The sequence below is a fragment of the Agrobacterium tumefaciens genome (assembly GCF_005221325.1).
Lineage (GTDB): Bacteria > Pseudomonadota > Alphaproteobacteria > Rhizobiales > Rhizobiaceae > Agrobacterium.
Genome location: NZ_CP039888.1, coordinates 2854241 through 2873851, shown reverse-complemented (window position 1 = coordinate 2873851; position 19611 = coordinate 2854241). Strand labels below are relative to the sequence as shown.

The window sequence follows — 19611 nt, the reverse complement described above, 5'->3', positions numbered from 1 at the left end:
TTAAAGGGCTTTTAACCAAATTCCCGCTTTGCGGCATGACAAGCCCCTGCTATAGCGCGGAACATGAGCACAAATTCGACCCGCACGCCCCTGGACCATATCCGCAACTTCTCGATCGTTGCCCACATCGATCACGGCAAATCGACGCTGGCCGACCGGCTGATCCAGTCGACGGGCGGCCTTGCCGAACGCGACATGTCGGAACAGGTTCTCGATTCGATGGATATCGAGCGCGAGCGCGGCATCACCATCAAGGCCCAGACCGTGCGCCTGCACTATAAGGCAAATAACGGCGAGACCTATGTGCTGAACCTCATCGACACCCCCGGTCACGTCGACTTTGCCTATGAGGTGTCCCGCTCGCTTTCGGCCTGCGAAGGCTCGCTGCTGGTCGTGGACGCATCGCAGGGTGTGGAAGCCCAGACGCTCGCCAACGTCTATCAGGCGATCGACAATAATCACGAACTGGTCACGGTGCTCAACAAGATCGACCTGCCGGCGGCCGAACCCGACCGCATCAAGGAACAGATCGAGGAAGTGATCGGCATCGATGCCTCCGACGCCGTGATGATCTCGGCCAAGACCGGACTTGGCATTCCCGATGTTCTGGAAGCCATCGTCAACCGTCTGCCGCCGCCGAAGAGCGATGTCGGCGAAAACGGGCCGCTGAAGGCATTGCTGGTCGACAGCTGGTACGACACCTATCTCGGCGTCATGGTTCTCGTGCGCGTCATTGACGGCGTGCTGAGCAAGGGCCAGCAGATCCGCATGATGGGCTCGGGTGCGAAATACGGCATCGAACGCGTCGGCGTGCTGACCCCGAAGATGGTCAATGTCGATAGCCTCGGCCCCGGCGAGATCGGTTTCATCACCGCTTCGATCAAGGAAGTCGCCGATACCCGCGTTGGCGATACGATCACCGACGACAAGCGCCCGACGGCTCAGGCCCTGCCCGGCTTCAAGCCCGCGCAGCCCGTGGTGTTCTGCGGCCTCTTCCCGGTCGATGCGGCCGACTTCGAAGACCTGCGTGCAGCGGTCGGCAAGCTCCGCCTCAACGACGCCTCCTTCTCCTTCGAAATGGAATCCTCCGCCGCCCTCGGCTTCGGTTTCCGCTGCGGCTTCCTCGGCCTGCTGCATCTCGAAATCATTCAGGAACGCCTCGAGCGCGAGTTCAATCTCGATCTCGTCGCAACCGCCCCCTCGGTCGTCTATGAAATGACGCTGACTGACGGTACCGAGAAGGAACTTCACAACCCGGCAGACATGCCTGACGTGGTGAAGATCAAGGAAATCCGCGAGCCGTGGATCAGGGCAACGATCCTGACGCCGGATGAATATCTCGGCGGCATCCTGAAACTGTGCCAGGACCGGCGCGGCCTGCAGACGGAGCTGACCTATGTCGGCAACCGCGCCATGATCACCTATGAATTGCCGCTCAATGAAGTGGTGTTCGATTTCTACGACCGTCTGAAATCGATCTCCAAGGGTTACGCCTCGTTCGACTACAACATCATCGATTATCGCGAAGGCGATCTCGTCAAGATGTCGATCCTCGTCAACGGCGACCCTGTCGATGCGCTCTCCATGCTGGTGCACCGCTCTGCGGCCGACCGGCGCGGGCGCGGCATGTGCGAAAAGCTGAAGGAACTCATTCCGCCGCACATGTTCCAGATCCCGATCCAGGCCGCCATCGGCGGCAAGGTCATCGCCCGCGAAACCGTGCGCGCGCTGCGCAAGGACGTGACGGCCAAGTGCTACGGCGGTGACGCAACGCGCAAGCGCAAACTTCTGGACAAGCAGAAGGAAGGCAAGAAGCGCATGCGCCAGTTCGGCAAGGTGGAAATTCCGCAGGAAGCCTTTATCGCCGCGCTGAAGATGAACGACGAATAAGTCGCAATCATCTGTCATTGCTATTGGAGGGAGGCTCACAGCCTCCCTTTTGCGTTTAAAGGCCCGTCCTCAGGCGTGCAGCTTCGCGCCCTTGGTGATCTTGTCGACGATCTTCTTGTCGGCCCTCAGCGCCATACCGACCACCTTGGCAGTGTCAGGAGAAAACTCCGAAAATACCTGGCGGTTGGCGACATCGTGGCCGGTGGCGAACATTTCCTCGATGTAGAGCGATGTCGTGACGTCGCGCTCGAGGGAGCGCTGGTGGATTTTGCGCAACGCCTCCTGATCCGTGGCCATGACGACGATCGGCTGGATGGACAGGGGGTTGTAGACGTTGCCTGCGCCATCGCGGTATGGTTCCCCGATGATCTCTCTGGTCTGGGCGACGATGCCGGACATGAGAAATGCGGTGACGTTCAGTTTTTGCCACACGGCAAGGTCATCACGAAGAATGACGGCGATCTTGGTATCAAACATGCGAACTCAATCTGGCTGTGGTTACGAAAGAGAAGCGATCCTAGCGCCCCGGGGCAGCAACGATCTTGAACGTTCGTGCAAATTCGAAGGGATCGTGCAGGCTCGCTCCAGCGAAGGCATAGAGCGTATAGACGCGCGCTTTCACGGCAACGCGTATGCGCCGCATCGCCATGATACCTATGCGCTCGGCGTCACGCTTTCCGGCGTACAGACCTTTTCCTATCGCGGCGCATCGCATTTCAGCATGCCGGGAAATGTCATCGTTCTGCATCCCGACGAAATTCACGATGGCGGCGCGGGCACGGACGAAGGCCTGCACTATCGCATGCTTTACCTTCCACCGGAGAAAACGACGGAGGCGGGATATAACACGCTGCCCTTTGCCCAGAGTGCCGTCATCGAGGATGAAGAATTCCGCCAATGCCTGACCGAGGCGCTCGGCAATCTCGACGGCGAACCTGACAGTCTGCTTCTCACCGACTGGCAATCGCGACTTTCGGATCTGCTCTGGAAACATTCGAACGGAAGCGCTAGACCCATCAAATGGATCGACCGCGCCGCCGTTCTGCGATGCCGGGACTATCTGCTGGAGAACAGCGCCGACACCGTTGGCTCACAGGAGCTGGAACAGATAAGCGGGCTCGACCGCTTCACACTCTTCCGGCACTTTCGTTGCCTCTTCGGCACCAGCCCGCACCGTTATCTCATCATGCGCCGGCTGCAAAAATGCAAGGACATGATGCGCGCGGGTGCGAGCCTTGCCGAAACAGCCTTTGCCTGCGGTTTCGCGGATCAGGCGCATTTCACCCGGCATTTCAAAAATGCCTTCGGCATGCCTCCCGGCCGCTGGCTCAGCCTCATCTCAGGCTAGGCCATTTCCACAGCGGATAGACAGAGAGCCGCGGCTGCACGGCCTTGTGAGCCACAGCACACGAGCAGCAATAAGCAAAGAAAAACCGCCTGCTGAAAAGCAGGCGGTTTTATCATATCAATCAACCCGTTAAGGCTGGGTCTGCGTGCCACCGGTATTCGGGCTTGCCGGTGCGGTATTGTTCACAGGCGGCGTTGCCGGAGTAGTCGGAGTCATGGGCGCCGGCGCCTGATCCGTTGCCGCAGGCGGCGTGGTGGAGGACGTCGTTGCCGGATCGGTGGTCGGGCCGCTCATCTGCGACCAGGCGAAAACGCCAACCAGGACGACAACGATGATCGCCAACCACGGTACCCATGACGACGACGTGCGGGCACGCGGTTCATTGCTGATATTCAGTTCCGGCCGAAGATCACGGTCCGGACGCGGGTTATTGGGATCGAATGTCATGGTGTTTCCTCCTCTTCATTCTGCGGAGAAAACGAGGTTCACGGGATTTTGTTCCGATTTCCTTGCAATGCCGATAATCGGGAATTACCAGTCACTCATCGCAGGGCATCCGTGAGCACCGTCATGACCTGCGGACCGGCCATTTGCGACACGTTGAAACGCATGAAACCGGAAGCATTCTGCGACGAGCTGAACACATTGCCGGGGGCCAGCACCACCTGCCGTGCAAGCGCCCGACGCGCCACATCGGCGGCATCGATACCTTCCGGCAGGCGGCACCACAGGAACATGCCCGCCTGCGGCTCGATCCACGGCATACATCCAATCGATCTCAGACGGGTCGCGGCCTCCGGCACCGCAGCCGCAAGACGCTGCCTCAGAGCCTCGACATGCTTGCGGTAACTACCGTCAGTCAAAAGCGACAGGACCAGCGCCGCCGAAAAATGCGTTCCGCCGAAAGCCGTGGCGATCTTGAGGTCGGTCAGGGCTTCCACCCATGCCTGCGGTGCCGCGATGAAACCGCATCGAACGGAAGCGGACAGCGTCTTGGAAAAGCTGCCGATCTGGACGACGCGGTTCAGACCATCAAAAGCCGCCAGCCGGGGAGCCGCCTGCGTTTCGAAATCGGCAAAAATATCATCCTCGATGATGGTCAGTCCCGCCTGTTCGGCCAGCATCAGCAGGCGATGGGCGGAAACGGCGGATAGTCTTGCGCCGGTCGGATTATGGATCGCGGAATTGGTGATATAAAGCCGCGGCTGGTGCTCTTTCAGCGCCTGCTCGAAAAGCGGCAGATCGGGACCAGCAGGCGTATAGGGCACCCCGACGATCTTCACTCGATGGGCCCGCAACAGGGCGTGGAAATTGAAGTAACAGGGGTCATCGACAACAACCGTATCCCCCGGCTGCAGCAGGAAACGGCAGAGAAGATCGATTGCCTGGGTGCCGGAATCGGTGAGCATGATCTGGCTCGCACCCGCCTGCACACCGTGTTCGGCAAGCCGGCGTGACAGAAGCTGGCGGAGCGGCAACAGTCCCATCGGGCTGCCGTAATCCGTCAGCAAGGCATCATCGGCGCGGGCCAGCCCCCGCATCGCCCGCCGCAACGCCTCCTGTGGCATCCATGATGCCGGGAGCCAGCCGCAGCCGGGCTTAGCGAGAGCGGAGCCTTCATCCAGCGCCTGCCGTGAAACCCATAACGGGTCCACCGCCCTGTCGAGCCGTGGTTCGATATCGGCAAGCGAGAGCGGCGCAAGCGGACCCGCAACAAAAAAACCGGAGCCGGGGCGCGAGCTTATCGTGCCATCCGCCACAAGCCGGTCATAGGCCTCGACAATGGTGGAGGTGGAGAGCTGCATGCTCTTTGCAAGTGCCCGCACGGATGGCAGGCGAGCTCCCGGAACAAGGCTGCGCGAGGCGATGCGCTGACGGATATTCGCCATCACCTTATCGATGCGTGTGCCCGCCGTAACCTTTTCGTCCACGTTCACCTCCAACCGTACTGCGTTTGATACCATAACAGTTTGTGGAAATTGTAGCGGACTGTCGCTGTTCCTGCCAGCCATTCCGGATCTAGAAAGGCAAAGCGCAGGAGGTGATCATGGACAAGACGACAAGCGGCTGGCTGAACGGGCTGACAGGCGTGGTGATATTCAGCGGGTCTCTGCCCGCGACACGCCTTGCGGTAACGGGTTTCGACCCGGTGTTCCTGACCGCCGCTCGCGCCAGCATTGCGGGCCTGTTGGCGCTCGCGCTGCTGTTTCTGTTCAGGCAGAAACGCCCGGCGCGCGATGATCTGACATCGCTTTTTATTGTTTCGCTTGGTGTCGTGGTGGGTTTTCCGCTTTTGACTGCACTCGCCCTACGACACGTCACTTCCGCACATTCCATTGTCTTTGTCGGGCTGCTTCCACTCGCAACCGCGATTTTTGCCGTATTGCGAGGCGGGGAACGCCCGCGTCCCGTCTTCTGGCTGTTTTCCTGCCTCGGCAGCGCACTGGTTGCCGGTTTCTCCCTGTCGAATTCGTTCGCCGCCGGGCTCGAGGCCTCGCTTGTCGGCGATCTTCTGATGCTCGGCGCAATCATCGTCTGCGGGCTCGGTTATGCGGAGGGCGCTGCCCTCTCCCGCAAGCTGGGCGGCTGGCAGGTCATTTCCTGGGCGCTGGTGCTATCCTTGCCCGTGATGCTGCCGCTTGCCTTTTTTACTGGGCCGGAAACGCTTGATGGCATAGACCCGAGAGCCTGGGGCGGCCTTGCCTATGTCTCGCTGTTCAGCATGCTGATCGGTTTCATTTTCTGGTATCGCGGGCTGGCGCTGGGCGGCATCGCCGCAGTGGGGCAGCTACAACTGCTCCAGCCCTTCTTCGGGCTCGCACTTGCCGCAACCCTGCTGCACGAAGAGGTGAGCCCGGCCATGATCGGCGTGACGCTGGTGGTGGTGCTGTGTGTTGCGGGCGCGCGAAAATTCGCGCGCTGATCATCAGCTCGAACGACGATCCACCCAGCGATGCCAGGATTCCTCGCTGCCATTGAAGACATTGAGATCGATGCGGCCGTCGACGCCATGCGACAGGCCGGAGCCGGAATATTGCCAGAACAGCCACTTGCGGCCGGGATAGACCACTGACGGGTGCTGGGCGACCGCGCGCAGCCAGAAGGGATAATCCTGGAATTCGCCCTGGAGGTTGTCCTTGTAGAAATCCGGCGCCGTATAGATGATCGGCCGCTGGCCGTAGTGGCGCTCAAGCTTGTCCATGAAGACGCGCATCTTTTCCAGAACGCGTTCACGGGAATGGCGCATCTTGCAGCTCGATTCGCCATTATATTCCACGTCGATGACCGGCGGCAGCGCATCCGGATCGCGCGGTACGTTGCGAATGAACCAGTCCGCCTGTTCGCTGGCGTTGCGGCACCAATAGAAGAAGTGGTAGGCGCCGCGGCGGATGCCCGCCTCCTTCGCCCGCTGCCAGTTGGTGCGGAACATCGGATCGAGATGATCGCCGCCATCCGTCGCCTTGATGAAGGCGAAATTCGCGCCGCGAGTGCGCAGCTGCGGCCAGTCTATATTCGCCTGCCAGCGGGAAACATCCACACCATGGACCTGGAAATGGCGCGGCTGAACCCGGCCGAAATTGATGGGCTTGGCATCGCTGAAGCTGGAGCGGAAGATGCGGGAACGGATCTGCGCACCGGCGCTCGCCGCTGGAGCGGCAGCCATGGCCAATTGCACCGGACGCTCCATCGGCCGTTCCGCCGGCCGCATCATTCCGGTCTGCGAAGGAACCGGCAGACGGATTTCAGGCGCGTTCTGCGGCAGGGATGCCTTGGGCGTAACGGCGGAGAAGGCCCTGGGTTCTTCCGGCACCGGCCCGCCCCATGCCAGGACTTCCTGCCGTGGCTGAGCCGCAATCGACTGCGTGCCGACACTTGCCTGCGGCACCGGCGCGGATGGCTTGACCGAACTCGTGGTTTCCTTCGACGGCAAGCCAGCCATCAGGCTTTCCGGCCCGGAACTGGACGTGCAGCCGCCTAGCAGAAGGCAACCGAAAAGAAGTGCTGGCACAGCCGATGAACGCATGAGAACCCGTACGCAAAACAAATCGGGGGCGCTCTGACGCCACCCGCAGACCTCGAAAGACAAATGCTAACGGAAGATTATCAAAAAAGACTGAATCTTATCTTTACGCCGGCACCTGCCGATGCGCCCGTCATTTATGACAGGCGCAACGCTTCGAGTTCTCGCGCAAGGGCGGCGCTCAGGCCGTCATGGTGGTGAGATCAAAGGTATCGGCACCAGCGGAGTTTTTCTTGATCGATTCGATCGCATGGATAGCCGATGCCTTCGCCTTGTATCCTTCCGACGAAAACATCGTCTCGCCATTGGATGCCTTGAAGCGGAAGCGATATTCGCCGGCTCTGTCCTGATAGATCTCGAATTTGTACATTATCTTTGCGCCTCTGTTGCAAATCGGGGTGAACCCGCGGCAATCTTGAGCAGAGCAGGCTTAATTCGCAACCGAAAATCGCTGAGGTCAGATCAGCCGGATCCAGGCGCGGGCTATTTCCAGACCGGCCATGTCGGCCATCTGCGCCCGCCCGCCACGGTGGTCACCGTAATTTTCCAGCCAGCCCGGTGACATTCTTTCGACGGAACCCGGGAATGTCCGGCACCATCCGTCGACAACCTCGGTGGAAGCCTCGAAATGAAACTGGGTGCCATAGGCCGCGCGGCCGATGCGAAAGGCCTGGTTTTGCGTCGCGGCATTGGTCGCAAGGCGCACGGCTCCCGGCGGAAGCGTAAAAGTATCGCAATGCCACTGAAAGATCGGGAAGGTCTGCTGCTGCCCGGCCAAAAGCGGATCGGATGCGCCCTCCTGCGTCAGGGACACATCCTGCCAGCCGAATTCCGGCGGGCCGGACAGAATATTCTCTCCGCCATAGGCGCGCGCCAGCAACTGGCTGCCGAGGCAAACCCCCATGACCGCCTTGTCCGCATCGCCGAAGGCTTTCATCAGAAGCGCCAAGTCTGGAAGATAGGGATAAAGCACATCATCTACCGCGTTCTGTTCGCCGCCCAGAACGACAAGCGCATCATGGTCGCCCGCATCGTCAGGAAGAGGATCACCCGTATAGGCGCGGATGATGTGGATGTCCGCTGCCGCTTCCTGCAGGGCTACGCCGATTTGCCCATGCGGCGTGCCCGCCATGTTTTCTATGATTGCAACGCGCATAAGACCTCTTGGCGACGACGATCGACTCAATCGGCAAAGATTGCCGATTGAGTCCAGCTTCACCACGGGCAAAAGCTATTTTCAAGAGCGCGAATCGTTCTCAAGGCGATAGCGAACCGTCTGGCCCTCTAAGCCTCAGAATTCACGCGCCAGCCTGGCATCCACCGAATGCCGGTTGCCGCCGCGCACGGCGAAGAACAGGAAAATCGCAGCCCAGAGAATCGATTTTTCCGCGCCGCCCAGACCTTCCGCCTTTACGATGCCGTGAAAATAGACCGTGACCAACAGGACGATCATCGCCGCGAAAGATGCGGGCCGCGTGAACAGGCCGATCGCAACCAGAATGCCGCCGAAAAATTCCGTGGCAGCAAGCAGCGGCGACCAGAAAACGCCGGGGTAAAAACCCAGGCTCTCCACCATGCCGACAGCGCCGAAAGGATTGGCGATCTTGCCAAACCCGTGGGTAACGAGAAGCAGCCCGGCCGCGACGCGCAGCACGGTCTCCACCAGATCATGGGTCGAATTATAAAGCGGCGCGACCGCTGGAACGAAAAGACGCTGACGATTATTCTCGAACTGGGCCATAGGATCTCCACGTTTCAGCCTTCGACAGCTTCTCTGTTCGCAAAGCCACATGATAAGAACAAGCATGCGCCCGGTAAAAACATGAGTATTAAAGTTGACATTATCGTGAGCATTATTGCGCTGAAGGAGACTTAGGGATGTCCGAGACCAAAACCCGCATAACCATTCGCTACTGCACGCAATGCAACTGGCTGCTTCGCGCAGGCTGGATGGCGCAGGAAATCCTGCAAACCTTCGCTTCCGATATCGGCGAAGTCAGTCTCGTTCCTTCTACCGGCGGCTTGTTCGAGATCACCGTTGATGGAACGATCATATGGGAACGCAAGCGCGATGGCGGTTTTCCCGGTCCAAAAGAACTCAAACAGAGAATCCGTGACATCATCGATCCGGAGCGCGATCTCGGTCATGTCGACAGAACGAAGCACGAGGGCCTCGACACCTGACCCGACGACATGTTTCAACAGCCCGGATTAAGTTTTTTCCCTTTAAAATCAATGATCGTCATAAAAGTTCAAAAAGTCTGTTGACACCGGGCGGCTGCCCTCGTACATCGCTCTCCGTCGCCCAGATGGCGGAATTGGTAGACGCGCCAGCTTCAGGTGCTGGTACTCGAAAGGGTGTGGAGGTTCGAGTCCTCTTCTGGGCACCATTCCATTTTTGATCTTAGCCAGATCAAATACTTATCCGAAAAAAAGCAACATATAGCCGACCGGCAAACGCCGGGGAGCATGTTGCTTTTTTTGCCTTTTTCATTTTCAGAAAAGCTGAAGACGGCGGCTTCCGTTTCCGACGGAAGGCCTGCTGTCCTGTCAGAATGATGCAATGACGCGCCCTGTCAGGGCTGAGCGTCCTTGTCGCCGCTATTTTGCGAATGCTGTTCGCAATTCGGCGTACAGGACAACACAGTGCGCTCCGTCTGACGGAACACGCGAACCGTATTACCCTCGTCGATGGAGACGAGGATGCGTTCATCCACGATCGGATTGCCTTCCGCATCAAGAAGCACAAGGTTGGTCGTGCCGAAACTGCGACCCGTTAGAACGATGGTCGTTGCATCGGCCACCGTGGCATCGGCGACCTTGGAGTTGCCGACGATAACCTTGCTCACGGGACGGTCGAGGCGGAGAACGCGGGCGTGATTCATCGAAACACGCAATATATCGTCCTGGGCAAAAACGGGCTGCGCCGCAGCCCCGAGGAAGACGGACAAGCCGACCATGATTTTCGCCAGTTTTCCGGATGACACGCGTTTGGCCCTTGCTCACTATCCGCACAGTTTATTGCGCCACAGAATGCGCGGTTTTAGTGAATGAAGCGTTAAATGGCAGGAATCCGCGACGCGGATGATAGCCATGTGTAACAAGATGATATTTTCATCACTCTTCATCCGCTTCAAAAATGAACATGTGCGCCTCCGTGAAACGGTACTTCTAAAAAAGAGAAAAGTGATAAGGCTGAAAATACATTTATTTATCCGAAAATATAAAAATGCAGAAAATACTTTTTAATTTTATTTACCAAGAGAAACTCATCCTGACGTTTACTTTGAGTTAATCGTTTTTTTTAAGCGCTTGGAAATCGCTCGGCTGTAGTTTGAACGCAACCGAACAACGGAGAACAGTTGTCGGCGTGCTGAACCAAACAAGATTTAGGAGAGACCTCATGACCAAGATTTTCGCTCGTTTTCTCAAGGACGAATCCGGCGCGACCGCCATCGAATACGGCCTGATTGCTGCGCTTATTTCCGTTGCCATCATCGGCGGCGCTAGAACCTTGGGCACCAGCCTCAGCACCCAGTTCACGAACCTGGGCAGCTATATGAACGTAAGAACGAATCCGACGCCGTAATTTCCATGTCAAAATGGATTTGATCGTGTTGCCCCGTCATTGCGGGGCAACATAGTTTCTAGTTACAGGTGTGGAACCATGACAGTTGCGGCGATATTCCTCATTCTTCCTCTTTGTCTCAGCTTCGCCGCGCTGAACGACCTCTTCACCATGACGATCCCGAACAGGATCCCGCTCATCCTGTTATTTTCGTTTATGATCGTCGCGCCCGTTTCAGGCATGGACTGGCAAACTTTTGCCCTGAGTCTCGCCGCCGGCGCCGCAGTCTTTTTCGCCTGTTTTGCACTCTTCGCCGCCAATGTCATGGGCGGGGGGGATGCGAAGCTTTTGACCGCCGCAGCGGTTTGGTATGGCTTCAATATTTCCGTCATCGAATTTCTGCTCGGAGTGACCTTTATCGGCGGCGTGCTGACGATCGGCATCCTTCTTTTGCGAACACGCTCCCGCGAAATCATGGCAGCCGGAATACCGGTACCCGATTCCCTACTTGTGGCAAAAAAAATCCCTTACGGTATCGGCATAGCGATCGCTGGTCTTCTCACCTACGGGGAAACGCCATTCGTAAAAGCCGCCATTGCGAGCCTTTCTTGAGTAACCTTTCGGGTTAAGCATCGGTTAACCACAAACCCAAGCACAATATTAACCATAATTATACCAATCGCGCGCCATCCTGATGGGAGCAGAATCTGATTCTCCTCAAGGATCGAGCATGAAACCGTCGCGTATCGTCATTCTTTCCGTTGCCCTGGTGGCCGCCGGTCTTGCCGGCCTTGTCGCCATGCAGATTTCCGGCGCAAAACAGGTCATCGAAAAAGCGGAAACGATCATCCAGAAAGAACCGACGGTCAATGTTCTTGTCTCTTCGGTCAATCTGCCCGTCGGCAGCCGCCTGAACGACAGTTCCGTGCGCTGGACGCCCTGGCCACAGGGCAATGTGGTCGATAGTTTCATAACGGAAGCGAAGAGACCTGACGCTATCACCGAACTTGCGGGCGCGGTCGTGCGATTGCCTCTGTTCGAAGGGGAGCCGGTCCGACCGGAAAAAGTGGTTGATTCCAGCACCCGCATCATGTCTTCGCTTTTGCCGGCCGGCAAACGCGCCGTCGCGACCGAGATTTCCGTCTCGACCGGCGCGGGTGGCTTCGTGCTGCCGAACGACCGGGTCGATGTCATCATGGTCCGCAAGGGCGACAGCGGTAATTTCCTGACCGAGAATGTTTTGAACAATGTTCGTGTTCTGGCGATCGACCAGCAGATCAAAGAAGGTGAAGACGGCATATCGGCCGTGGTCGGCGCCACCGCCACTCTGGAACTGACCCCGGAACAGGCCAAGATCATAACCGTGGCACAACAGATGGCGGACCGTCTCACACTCGCCTTGCGTTCAGTCGCGGATGCGCAGGAAAACGATACGCTTTCGGCCGGCCATCTTCTCAGCGGAAATTCCGGGCAGCCGGAAATTCAGGTGATCAAATCCGGCTCGATCGTGAAGAACGGTCAAGGAGCCTCACAATGACCGGGGGGCCCATGACAAAACGCTTCAAACACCACCTGCGTTCGTCAATGGCGGGTGGCATCGCATTCTGCCTGGCTTTTTCAGGCGTTCCCGGCCAATACTCCCCCCAGTTTCTGCGCACCAGCAAAGCTGAGGCGCAAAGCGCAAGCGTCGTGCGGATCACCGAAAGCGGTGCAGGCATTCGCAAGCGTCTGAAATTGGGCCTGAACAAGGCGCTGGTCATCGACCTGCCGGAAGATGCCCACGACATTCTTGTCGCCGACCCGAACCTTGCCGATGCCGTGACCCGGACGTCGAAACGCATCTATCTCTTCGGCAAAGTGGTGGGGCAGACCAACATCTTCATTTTTGGTGACGGCGGCCGGGAAATCGTCAGCCTCGATCTCGAAGTGGAGCGGGACATCTCCGGCCTGGAGGCCAATATCCGCCGCTTTATTCCTGAGTCCGACATCAAGGTGGAAATCGTTTCGGACAACATCGTTCTGACGGGATCGGTACGCACGCCGCAGGATTCCGCACGCGCCGTCCAGCTTGCCGATGCCTTTCTAAAGGGCGGTGAGGCCACTACCCGCAACATATCGCTGACCGGCGGTAACAATGGCGGCGATGCCGCGATTTTTGCCGAGCGACGGCAGGTATCGCAGATCGTCAACATGCTGACGATCGAAGGTGAAGATCAGGTGACGCTGAAGGTTACCGTCGCCGAAGTCAGCAGACAGGTTCTGAAACAACTCGGCTTTAACGGTTCGATTGGCAGCACGACGAGTGGCAATGGTTTCGAATTCGCAAATCCGTCTAATCTTGGTGCTGCGATCGACGGTGCATCCCGGATTGCCAGTGGTGCGATAGGCTCAGGTTCTCTCAGATTCGCCTCCTACCTCAATGCCATGGAACAGGCCGGCGTCATGCGCACCCTAGCGGAACCGAGCCTGACGGCAATTTCCGGGGAGCAGGCCAAGTTTTATGTGGGAGGAGACTTCCGCATTGCGGCGCAACAGGATGTTTCGCTCGACAAGGATACGAATACCACGGTCGTCAAACGCGATGTGGAAACGGTCGACTACGGTATTACCTTGAACTTCAAGCCGGTGGTGCTTTCACCGGGCAGAATAAGTCTCAAGATCGAGACGAACGTGTCCGAGCCCACCTATGAAGGCAATTTCGCAAGCGGAAATTATGGGCGAGGCATCCCGGGGGCGACCTATATGTCAGTGCGCAAGCGCGAAACCTCCACGACGGTTGAGCTTCCTTCGGGCGGATCGATCGTGATTGCGGGTCTTGTTCAGGATAATGTCCGGCAGGCCATGTCCGGACTGCCGGGCATTTCCAAAATCCCGATCTTCGGTACGCTTTTCCGCAGTAAGGACTTCCTGCGCAACGAAACGGAGCTTGTCATCATCGCGACGCCCTATCTGGTGCGGCCGGTTGCCCGCAACCAGATTGCCCGGCCGGATGACAACTTCAATCCGGAAAACGATGCCGCCATGTATTTCATGAACCGCGTCAACAAGGTCTATGGCCGCAAGGACCAGGTTCAGGCGGCTCCCTATCAGGGATCAGTGGGGTTCATCTACAAATGACGACGCGCGCACCTAATCCCATCTCCCCAGCGAGCCCGAGCCGGGCAGGAAATGTCATGCAGGAAAACTCTTCCGCCTTTTCCCTCCCCGTGTCCGGAAGAAGGGCCGGTCTCGTTGCCGTGGCCGCGCTTGCCGCCGGCCTGCTGCAGGGCTGCGCACGCGACCCGATGACCACCAACGCCATTCCCGACGACTATCGCACGCGCCACCCGATTACCCTGTCGGAAGCCGAACATTCGCTTGATATTCCGGTTGCGGCTGGCGACAGCCGGTTGACCACAGCCACGGCAGATAACGTCCGTGGATTCGCCCAGAATTATGCGTCGATGTCGACGGGCATCATCAACATTCAGATGCCTTCGGGATCGCCCAATTCGGCGACGGCAGCAAGGATGGCAAAACAGATCCGATCGACGCTGTCCGGTGCGGGGGTCTCGCCCGGCAAGATCATGGAAACGCGCTATGCCGCCTCTCCGAATGGCGACGCCGCACCGATCCGCCTGAGCTATGTCGCGGTTACCGCCATGACCGGGCAATGTGGCCAGTGGCCCGAGGATCTTTCGGATAACACCTTCGCCAACAAGAACTGGTACAATTTCGGATGCGCCTCCCAGAGCAATCTCGCAGCGCAAATCGCCAATCCCATGGATCTGGTCGGCCCACGCGGCATGAGCCCGATTGATGCGGAACGCCGTGCGGTCGTCATCGATACCTATCGCGGCAAGACTGCGACAGGGACGACGAATTGATGCGGATCCAACATTTGTCACGGCAGGAAAGACGATGAGCGCTGTAGAATACGATATCAAGCCAAGCGGCGGCGAAGAAGCCGAAACACCGCTGCGCGCTTCGGATATGGATCGCCTGCGGCCCCTGCCCCGCATTTCAATTCACGCCTTCTGCGTCAGCGACAATATGCAGGGTGTCATGGATGCCCTGTCGAGCGACAGGCGCATGAGCAGGGTCACCCTGCGGGTGACGAAGGGTGATATCAACGCGGCGGCCACGATGTTTTCGGCATCGCCCACGCCCAACCTCATCGTTCTCGAAACAGCAACCGCGACCGCCTCGCTGCTCGATGAGCTCGCGCCGCTGGCGGAGGTTTGCGATCCCACCACCCGCGTCATCATTATCGGCCGGCACAACGACATCACGCTTTATCGCGATCTCATCCGCAACGGTATTTCCGAATATCTCGTCGCGCCGGTCAACATGGCCGATCTACTCGGTGCGATCGCCGCGATCTTCGTCGATCCGGAAGCCGAACCGCTTGGCCGCAACATCGCCTTCATCGGCGCCAAGGGCGGCGTGGGTTCGTCTACCCTCGCGCATAATTGCGCTTTCGGCATTTCGAGCCTCTTCTCCACGGAAACCATTCTGGCGGATATGGATCTTGCCTATGGAACGGCCAATATCGATTTCGATCAGGACCCTGCCCAGGGCATGGCAGAAGCGGTCTTTTCACCGGAACGGCTGGACGAGGTGTTTCTTGACCGCCTTCTAACGAAATGCTCCGACCACCTGTCGCTTCTCGCGGCACCGTCTCTCCTCGACAGGACATATGACCTCGATCGTCAGGCGTTTCTGCCGATCCTCGAAGTCTTGCAGCGCAGCGCCCCCATTGCCGTTCTCGATCTTCCCCACCAATGGTGCGACTGGACCCGGGCAGTCCTCGCGGAAGCCGACGAGGTCGTCATTACGGCGGTTCCCGATCTCGCCAATCTGCGCAACACGAAGAACCTTTTCGACGCGCTTATCAAGTTGAGACCCAACGACAAGTTACCGCATCTCGTTCTCAATCAGGTCGGCATGCCAAAACGCCCGGAAATCACCCCGGCGGATTTCCTCGAGCCATTGGAAATCGAGCCGATCGCGATCATCCCCTTCGACGCACAATTGTTCGGAAATGCCGCCAATAGCGGCCGTATGATCAGCGAGATGGATGAAAAATCCCAGACTGCGGAAACCTTCTCGCAGATAGCACACACCATCACAGGCCGCTCCGTGCTGCGCAAGAACAGGCGCGGCGGTCTGGAAAAACTGAAGAATATTCTCAAGCGCAAGTAGGTCTTCTGCCTGCGCCCTTAGACGGAAACGCCGATGTTCGGAAAACGCGGGCCTGAAGGCCCAGCCAGAAGCACGAAGCCGGAACCCGTCGCACCTGTATCCATGCAGGTGGCGACAGCGCCTGAGCCTCGCTCTCCTGCGATTGACACGCTCGAGCCCGGCCAATCACCCGTCACCCGTCAGGTGACGACGGGCGCACCACTCGTGCAGAAAAAACGCGCCCGCACGGAAGACTACTACAATACCAAGAGCCAGGTGTTTTCCGCCCTTATCGATACGATCGACCTTTCGCAGCTCGCCAAGCTCGATGCGGAAAGCGCGCGCGAGGAAATTCGTGATATCGTCAACGATATCATCACGATCAAAAATTTCGCCATGTCGATTGCCGAGCAGGAAGAGCTGCTCGAGGACATCTGCAACGACGTCCTGGGTTACGGACCGCTGGAGCCGCTTCTCGCGCGCGACGACATTGCCGATATCATGGTCAATGGTTCCGGCCAGACCTTCATCGAAGTCGGCGGCAAGACCATCGAATCCGATATCCGCTTTCGGGATAATGCGCAGTTGCTCTCCATTTGCCAGCGCATCGTCAGCCAGGTCGGTCGGCGTGTGGATGAATCGAGCCCGATATGCGACGCGCGCCTGCCGGATGGATCGCGCGTCAACGTCATCGCACCTCCGCTCGCCATCGACGGACCCGCGCTGACGATCCGAAAATTCAAGAGGGACAAGCTGACGCTCGACCAGCTCGTGCGTTTCGGAGCGATCACGCCCGAAGGCGCAACATTGCTGAAGATCATCGGTCGCGTCCGTTGCAATGTCGTCATCTCCGGAGGCACCGGCTCGGGCAAGACCACGCTCCTCAATTGCCTGACGAGCTTTATCGACAGGGATGAACGCGTCATCACCTGTGAAGACACCGCTGAACTGCAGCTTCAGCAGCCGCATGTGGTGAGGCTTGAAACGCGTCCGCCGAATATCGAGGGCGAAGGCGAGATCACCATGCGCGATCTCGTCAAGAACTGCCTTCGCATGCGGCCTGAGCGCATCGTCGTCGGCGAAGTGCGCGGACCGGAGGTTTTTGACCTGCTCCAGGCCATGAACACCGGCCATGACGGTTCGATGGGAACGCTGCACGCCAATACACCGCGTGAATGCCTCAGCCGTATCGAATCGATGATCGCCATGGGCGGGTTCACGCTGCCGGCCAAGACCGTGCGCGAAATCATCTCAGGCTCGATCGATGTCGTCATTCAGGCGGCCCGCCTGCGCGACGGTTCGCGTCGAATAACGCAGATCACCGAAGTGATCGGCATGGAAGGCGACGTCATCGTCACCCAGGATCTGATGCGATACGAGATCGAAGGCGAGGATGCCCAGGGCAGACTGATCGGCAGGCATGTATCCACCGGTATCAGCAAACCGCATTTCTGGGATCGTGCACGTTATTACGGCGAAGACAAGCGTCTGGCCGCCGCGCTCGATGAGATGGAAAAGACGTCCTAAGGGAAAGCGACCGCCATGGACCCGACGATAGTGTTACTGGCCGTACTTGTCGCCATCTCGGCAGGAGCGCTCGCCTATGCCTTTCTTTTCCAGCAGATAGAGGTCGAGAAAAAGACCACCAGCCGCTTCAAACGGGTGCAGGCCGCAGAGACGGATCATGTGAATATCAAGGCTGCGCGCGACCGGGTCCAGGAACTCAGCAAGCGCCGCAAATCCATGCAGGACAGCCTGCGGGATATGGAAAAGAAACAGAATGAGAAGGCGAAAAAAGCAAAGAATGTCAGCCTGCGCGATAAACTCGTGCAGGCTGGGCTCACAATTTCCGTTCGGCAATTCCATCTTCTGAGCGCCGGTGCGGCGGCTTGTGCCGGTTTCGTCGCGCTGATCTATGGTCTGTCCTTGTTGACCGCTCTCCCCATAGCCGCAGTTGCGGCTTTGGGACTGCCGCGTTGGGTATTGGCATTTCTCCTCAAGCGTCGGCAGAAAAAATTTCTCGAGGAGTTTCCCAATGCGCTGGATGTCATGTGCCGCTCGATCAAATCAGGTTTGCCGCTGAACGACGCGGTACGACTGATTGCCTCGGACGGTCAGGAACCGGTAAAAACGGAGTTCCAGCGGGTTGTGGATGCGCAGCAGGTCGGGATCGGCATCCCCCAGGGGATCGAGCGTATGATGCTGACCATGCCGCTTTTCGAAGTCAGCTTCTTCAGCATCGTCATCAACATCCAGGCACAGGCAGGCGGCAATCTTTCGGAGGCCTTGTCCAACCTGTCCAAGGTATTGCGTGACCGTAGAAAAATGCGCGCCAAGGTGAACGCTCTGTCCATGGAGGCGAAAGCGTCCGCCGTCATCATCGGCGCATTGCCTTTCATCGTGATGATGCTGGTGCACTTCACGTCGCCAGACTATCTCTCGATACTTTTCACGGATACGCGCGGGCACATCATTCTGGGAGCATCCGCATTATGGATGCTCATCGGGATTTTCATCATGCGCCAAATGATCAATTTCGATATTTGAGGGGCGACCATGACGGGAAATCTCTTTTCCAATCTAGCGGATCCGCAGACGATCATCGCCATTCTCGTGACACTCGCGGTGTTCGCGACCCTCTATACGCTGATCATGCCTTTCCTGGAGCGGAAAGATCTCGCCAAGCGCATGAAAGCCGTCTCGTCGGAACGGGAACTCATTCGCAGCCGTGAACGCGAGCGTCTGGCGACCGCGACCAGAGAGGGTAAGACCTCCCTGCGCAGCAATAACAATAAATCCGCACGACGCATCGTCGAAAAATTCAACCTTCGGGAAGCGCTTGTCGACAAGAACACGATGAATAAACTGCGGGCAGCCGGTTTCCGTTCACAGAATGCGCTCAATACATTTCTTGCCGCCCGGTTCGTCTTGCCGTTCATTTTCCTGACAGTGGCATTCGCCTGGGTTTTCATTCTCGGAAACCTGGTTGATCAGGCTTTTGTCGTTCGGCTGATGGCCGTGCTTCTTTTCGGCTATATCGGCTTTTACGCCCCCAATATCTACGTTTCGAACCGCATGACCAAGCGACAGGCCTCAATCAAGCGGGCATGGCCGGATGCGCTTGATCTGATGCTGATCTGCATTGAATCCGGCGTATCGATGGAAGCAGCCATGCGCCGTGTGGCTGAAGAAATGGCGGAACAGTCACCTGAGCTGGCTGAGGAAATGATTCTGACGACAGCGGAACTATCCTTCCTTCAGGACAGGCGCATGGCGCTTGAGAATTTCGGTATGCGCACCCAGCTGGACGGCGTCAAAAGTGTGGTGCAAGCTCTTATCCAGGCGGAACGATACGGAACCCCGCTCGCTCAGGCATTGCGTGTTCTTGCGCAGGAAGGCCGCGACGAGCGCATGAATGAGGCCGAGAAAAAGGCCTCCGCACTGCCGCCGAAACTGACCGTGCCGATGATCTTGTTTTTCCTGCCGGTTCTGATCGCAGTCATTCTTGGACCCGCCGGTCTTCGCGTCATGGATACTTTCTGACGAAGAAACGCGCAGGCAAATTGAGCGGAACAGAAGTCACGATGTCTGCGGGATTGCGCTGATCCGTGCCTCCGAAAG

Annotated in this window: 21 protein-coding genes and 1 tRNA gene; 14 read left to right on the top strand and 8 right to left on the bottom strand. The window is 58.1% G+C overall.

The genetic code is table 11. From position 1 onward, the window contains the following. The first annotated feature begins 63 nt into the window (after positions 1–63). On the top strand, positions 64–1890 hold the full coding sequence (gene lepA / locus CFBP5499_RS14570) for a translation elongation factor 4 (RefSeq protein ID WP_080826817.1): 1827 nt from the start codon (positions 64–66) through the stop codon (positions 1888–1890). Positions 1891–1959: 69 nt separating this feature from the next. Here lepA and CFBP5499_RS14565 read toward each other — a convergent pair whose 3' ends face one another. After that, entirely contained in the window at positions 1960–2367 is a 408-nt protein-coding gene (locus tag CFBP5499_RS14565; protein ID WP_080826818.1) for a DUF2000 family protein, read from the bottom strand. Positions 2368–2461: 94 nt separating this feature from the next. Here CFBP5499_RS14565 and CFBP5499_RS14560 point away from each other — a divergent pair, with 94 nt between their 5' ends. Further along, positions 2462–3238 carry an AraC family transcriptional regulator gene (locus CFBP5499_RS14560; RefSeq protein WP_175416743.1) on the top strand — a complete coding sequence of 259 codons (777 nt, stop codon included), beginning with the start codon at positions 2462–2464 and terminating at the stop codon, positions 3236–3238. A 129-nt stretch (positions 3239–3367) separates the two neighbouring features. On the opposite strand, the gene CFBP5499_RS14555 is transcribed toward CFBP5499_RS14560, so the two are convergent. Then, entirely contained in the window at positions 3368–3685 is a 318-nt protein-coding gene (locus tag CFBP5499_RS14555; RefSeq protein ID WP_080826819.1) for a lipase chaperone, read from the bottom strand. Between the two features lie 95 nt (positions 3686–3780). Beyond that, positions 3781–5202, bottom strand: a complete 1422-nt coding sequence (locus CFBP5499_RS14550) for a PLP-dependent aminotransferase family protein (protein ID WP_080826820.1) — start codon at positions 5200–5202, stop codon at positions 3781–3783. A gap of 83 nt (positions 5203–5285) precedes the next feature. On the opposite strand from CFBP5499_RS14550, the gene CFBP5499_RS14545 reads away from it, so the two are divergent. Then, positions 5286–6161 carry a DMT family transporter gene (locus CFBP5499_RS14545; RefSeq protein ID WP_080826821.1) on the top strand — a complete coding sequence of 292 codons (876 nt, stop codon included), beginning with the start codon at positions 5286–5288 and terminating at the stop codon, positions 6159–6161. 3 nt (positions 6162–6164) lie between these two features. Here CFBP5499_RS14545 and CFBP5499_RS14540 read toward each other — a convergent pair whose 3' ends face one another. The 4 genes from CFBP5499_RS14540 to CFBP5499_RS14520 form a co-directional block, all read right to left on the bottom strand. Further along, positions 6165–7262: a glycoside hydrolase family 25 protein gene (locus CFBP5499_RS14540; protein WP_080826822.1), complete on the bottom strand. Its 1098-nt coding sequence runs from the start codon at positions 7260–7262 to the stop codon at positions 6165–6167. A gap of 178 nt (positions 7263–7440) precedes the next feature. Beyond that, complete coding sequence (locus CFBP5499_RS14535; protein WP_080826823.1) at positions 7441–7629, bottom strand: YegP family protein; 189 nt, start codon at positions 7627–7629, stop codon at positions 7441–7443. A gap of 87 nt (positions 7630–7716) precedes the next feature. After that, positions 7717–8415, bottom strand: a complete 699-nt coding sequence (locus CFBP5499_RS14530) for a type 1 glutamine amidotransferase (protein ID WP_175416742.1) — start codon at positions 8413–8415, stop codon at positions 7717–7719. A 135-nt stretch (positions 8416–8550) separates the two neighbouring features. Continuing rightward, a complete protein-coding gene (locus CFBP5499_RS14520; protein WP_080826825.1) occupies positions 8551–9000 on the bottom strand; it encodes a DoxX family protein in 450 nt (149 codons plus the stop codon). A 137-nt stretch (positions 9001–9137) separates the two neighbouring features. Here CFBP5499_RS14520 and CFBP5499_RS14515 point away from each other — a divergent pair, with 137 nt between their 5' ends. Continuing rightward, on the top strand, positions 9138–9443 hold the full coding sequence (locus CFBP5499_RS14515) for a SelT/SelW/SelH family protein (protein WP_080826826.1): 306 nt from the start codon (positions 9138–9140) through the stop codon (positions 9441–9443). 119 nt (positions 9444–9562) lie between these two features. Next, positions 9563–9649: transfer RNA gene (locus CFBP5499_RS14510), tRNA-Leu, on the top strand. 186 nt (positions 9650–9835) lie between these two features. On the opposite strand, the gene CFBP5499_RS14505 is transcribed toward CFBP5499_RS14510, so the two are convergent. After that, positions 9836–10219 carry a pilus assembly protein N-terminal domain-containing protein gene (locus CFBP5499_RS14505; protein WP_010970742.1) on the bottom strand — a complete coding sequence of 128 codons (384 nt, stop codon included), beginning with the start codon at positions 10217–10219 and terminating at the stop codon, positions 9836–9838. 443 nt (positions 10220–10662) lie between these two features. Here CFBP5499_RS14505 and CFBP5499_RS14495 point away from each other — a divergent pair, with 443 nt between their 5' ends. The 9 genes from CFBP5499_RS14495 to CFBP5499_RS14455 all read left to right on the top strand — a co-directional run bounded on the left by CFBP5499_RS14495 (position 10663) and on the right by CFBP5499_RS14455 (position 19533). Then, the gene (locus tag CFBP5499_RS14495) at positions 10663–10848 is read left to right on the top strand and encodes a Flp family type IVb pilin (protein ID WP_080826827.1); all 186 of its coding nucleotides are present in this window, start codon (positions 10663–10665) and stop codon (positions 10846–10848) included. A 78-nt stretch (positions 10849–10926) separates the two neighbouring features. Beyond that, complete coding sequence (locus CFBP5499_RS14490; protein WP_080826828.1) at positions 10927–11439, top strand: A24 family peptidase; 513 nt, start codon at positions 10927–10929, stop codon at positions 11437–11439. Between the two features lie 118 nt (positions 11440–11557). Continuing rightward, a complete protein-coding gene (gene cpaB, locus CFBP5499_RS14485; protein ID WP_080826829.1) occupies positions 11558–12364 on the top strand; it encodes a Flp pilus assembly protein CpaB in 807 nt (268 codons plus the stop codon). Then, complete coding sequence (locus CFBP5499_RS14480) at positions 12361–13944, top strand: type II and III secretion system protein family protein (protein ID WP_080826830.1); 1584 nt, start codon at positions 12361–12363, stop codon at positions 13942–13944. The genes cpaB and CFBP5499_RS14480 overlap by 4 nt, the downstream gene beginning before the upstream one ends. A gap of 56 nt (positions 13945–14000) precedes the next feature. Further along, positions 14001–14693 (top strand): CpaD family pilus assembly protein, encoded by a 693-nt coding sequence (locus CFBP5499_RS14475; RefSeq protein WP_080826831.1) that lies wholly within the window; start codon positions 14001–14003, stop codon positions 14691–14693. A gap of 34 nt (positions 14694–14727) precedes the next feature. Next, the gene (locus CFBP5499_RS14470) at positions 14728–16011 is read left to right on the top strand and encodes an AAA family ATPase (protein WP_080826832.1); all 1284 of its coding nucleotides are present in this window, start codon (positions 14728–14730) and stop codon (positions 16009–16011) included. A 33-nt stretch (positions 16012–16044) separates the two neighbouring features. Beyond that, on the top strand, positions 16045–17517 hold the full coding sequence (locus CFBP5499_RS14465; protein ID WP_080826833.1) for a CpaF family protein: 1473 nt from the start codon (positions 16045–16047) through the stop codon (positions 17515–17517). Positions 17518–17532: 15 nt separating this feature from the next. Further along, on the top strand, positions 17533–18537 hold the full coding sequence (locus CFBP5499_RS14460; protein ID WP_080826834.1) for a type II secretion system F family protein: 1005 nt from the start codon (positions 17533–17535) through the stop codon (positions 18535–18537). 9 nt (positions 18538–18546) lie between these two features. Then, positions 18547–19533, top strand: coding sequence for a type II secretion system F family protein (locus tag CFBP5499_RS14455; protein WP_080826835.1), 987 nt, complete (start codon positions 18547–18549; stop codon positions 19531–19533). The last annotated feature ends 78 nt before the right edge of the window (positions 19534–19611 follow it).